Genomic DNA, 2,361 nt, shown 5'->3' on the forward strand with positions numbered 1-2,361 from the left:
GAGGGCTGTTCCACCTCGGGCGCGATCTCGGGCGCGGTGGCGGTCGCGGCCTCACGCACCGGCGTCGGCGCGGCAGAGACCAGCGCGACCTCGTCAGTCAGCTGGACCGATATCGGATCGGTTGGCATGCGCAATTCAGGGCGGCTGGCGATGCCGAGCGACAAGACGGCGAACAGGCCGACATGGCCCACCACCGCAACCGACAATCCAAGGCGTTCAGCTTTTTCCATGCGCGTAAGAGGATTCAAGCCTTTCCGAAATCTAGGCCTATCGCCGTTCAGATGAACCGGTTGTGACCATCTGGATACGATTGAGCCCGGCGCGGTTCATCTCACCCATCACGAGCATCACCTGGCCATAGTCGAGCGTGCGGTCGGCGCGCAGCATGACCTGCGGGGCGCTGCCATCGTCGTTGCCGCGCTCGGTGCGCAGCGCGACCAACGCATCGGGCAATTGATCAAACGGCACCTGCGCATCGTCAATATAGGCGAGCCCCTCGGCGTTGAGCGAAATCTGGATCGGCTCCTTCTCCTGCTCCAGCGCGCTCGCCCGGCTGTCGGGCAGGTCAATCGGCACGCCTGCAACCAGCAAAGGCGCAGTGATCATGAAGATGATCAGCAGCACCAGCATCACATCGACAAACGGGGTGACGTTGATTTCTGACATCGGCGCGCGCGCGCGGCCCCGCCGCCTGCCGCCTGCACCGCCCGATGATCCCACCGACATGCCCATTACACCGCATCCTTTTCAAGCTCGCGGCTCAATTCGCCATGAAACGCATCGGAAAAGCGGAACAGCCGCCCCTCCAGCTTGTTCAGCCGGTGCGAAAAGCGGTTGTAGGCGATGACCGCCGGGATCGCAGCAAACAGCCCGATGGCGGTGGCGAACAGCGCCTCGGCAATGCCCGGCGCGACCACCGCGAGCGAGCTGTTCTGTTCGGCGGCAATCGCGCTGAAACTGCGCATGATGCCCCAGACTGTGCCGAACAGGCCGACGAACGGCGCGACCGAGCCGACCGTCGCGAGAAAATTCAGCCGGTCCGACAGCGTGTCGATCTGCTCGCCGACGGTTGATTGCATCGCGACCGCCAGCCGCTGGCGCGCGCCATCGCGGTCGGTGATCCGGCCCTTGGTGGTGCGACGCCACTCTGCGACGCCCGAGGCCAGAACGCGCGCGCTGGGCAGCTTTTCATGGCCACGCGCCTTGTAGAACGCATCGATATCACCGGCGGTCCAGAAATCCTTTTCGAACGCGTCATTGTCGCGCACCGTCCTGCCAATTTTCAGGCTGAAGCCGATGATGATCGTCCAGGTCCAGATGCTGGCGAGCGCGAGGCCTACCATCACCAGCTTGACGACCAGATCGGCCTCCATGAACAGTTTGAGCGGTGACAGGGTCACGGCATTGGGGGTCAGGCCAAGCGAGTCAATCATCGGGCGGTTTGGTCTTTCTGATCGAAATCGGGAACGAGTATGCGGGTGAAACCCTCTATCCAAGCGCGGGGCTGGCGAATTGGTTTGCCTTGCGGGTTGATAAAGGCGGCAGTCACCTCGCCTACGGCTAATGTCTCTAAAGGCTCCGCGCCAGATTGGCGAGCGCGGATGACTCGTTGATGAATATGGCAGGCCGCCGCGCGGATGCGTGTGACCTGGCTCATGATCACGAGATCATCTTCCAACTTTGCCGGGCGCATGAAGCGGATGTGCATATCGGCCACCGCATAAACGCCCTCGCCAGCAGCATGAATGGCACGCTGATCGATACCGAGGCATCGTAGCATGTCTGACCGGGCGCGTTCCATATAGCGCAAGTAGTTGGCGTGATAGACGATGCCCGAAAAGTCGGTGTCTTCAAAATAAACCCGGCACGCGAAATAGTGTGTGCTGCCGTCGAACCGGCCGGTGAATGGGGTGATGTCGGGCGGGATCATGGGCCAAGGATTTAGGGTCTTGGGGCGGATGATGGCAAGCCTTCGCGCCGCCTAAACATCAAACAGCCCCTCCTGCGACCCCTCCGGCGGGTTGAGCCCCAGATGCTTCCACCCGCGCGCATTGAGGCAGCGGCCGCGCGCGGTGCGGGCGATGAGGCCGAGCTGGATGAGATACGGCTCGATGACATCCTCGATCGTATCGCGCGGTTCAGAAAGCCCCGCCGCCAGCGTTTCCACCCCCACCGGGCCGCCGCGATAGATGTCCGCGATCATCATCAGATAGCGCCGATCCATCGCATCGAGGCCGAGCTTGTCGACCTCCAGCCGGGTCAGCGCCGCATCCGCGGCGGGGGCATCGACGCTGAGCGCGCCTGCGACATTGGCGAAATCACGCACCCGGCGCAGCAAGCGCCCGGCAACACGCGGGGTGC

The 2,361-nt window shown here is 63.1% G+C and carries 4 protein-coding genes and 1 pseudogene; all 5 read right to left on the minus strand.

Annotated elements, in window-relative coordinates; translation table 11 throughout:
- Window positions 1-230 (minus strand): annotated as a pseudogene (locus tag ACEW8G_RS05950) (hypothetical protein); the annotation flags it as partial.
- 37 nt (window positions 231-267) lie between these two features.
- Window positions 268-732 (minus strand): ExbD/TolR family protein, encoded by a 465-nt coding sequence (locus ACEW8G_RS05955; protein WP_373487522.1) that lies wholly within the window; start codon window positions 730-732, stop codon window positions 268-270.
- Window positions 732-1,433 (minus strand): protein TolQ, encoded by a 702-nt coding sequence (gene tolQ, locus ACEW8G_RS05960; protein ID WP_373487523.1) that lies wholly within the window; start codon window positions 1,431-1,433, stop codon window positions 732-734. The genes ACEW8G_RS05955 and tolQ overlap by 1 nt, the downstream gene beginning before the upstream one ends.
- Window positions 1,430-1,930 carry a YbgC/FadM family acyl-CoA thioesterase gene (locus ACEW8G_RS05965; RefSeq protein WP_373487524.1) on the minus strand — a complete coding sequence of 167 codons (501 nt, stop codon included), beginning with the start codon at window positions 1,928-1,930 and terminating at the stop codon, window positions 1,430-1,432. Before ACEW8G_RS05965 ends, tolQ begins: the two co-directional genes overlap by 4 nt.
- Before the next feature lie 51 nt (window positions 1,931-1,981).
- On the minus strand, window positions 1,982-2,361 hold a 380-nt coding region (locus ACEW8G_RS05970), incomplete at its 5' end, for a Holliday junction DNA helicase RuvB C-terminal domain-containing protein (RefSeq protein WP_373487525.1).

The sequence above is a fragment of the Blastomonas sp. genome, from assembly GCF_041747255.1.
GTDB lineage: Bacteria > Pseudomonadota > Alphaproteobacteria > Sphingomonadales > Sphingomonadaceae > Blastomonas.

Coding starts and splice junctions, on each gene's coding strand:
- tolQ (WP_373487523.1), bottom strand. CDS start 1,433: ATGATTGACTCGCTTGGCCTGACCCCCAATGCCGTGACCCTGTCACCG.
- ACEW8G_RS05965 (WP_373487524.1), bottom strand. CDS start 1,930: ATGATCCCGCCCGACATCACCCCATTCACCGGCCGGTTCGACGGCAGC.
- ACEW8G_RS05955 (WP_373487522.1), bottom strand. CDS start 732: ATGGGCATGTCGGTGGGATCATCGGGCGGTGCAGGCGGCAGGCGGCGG.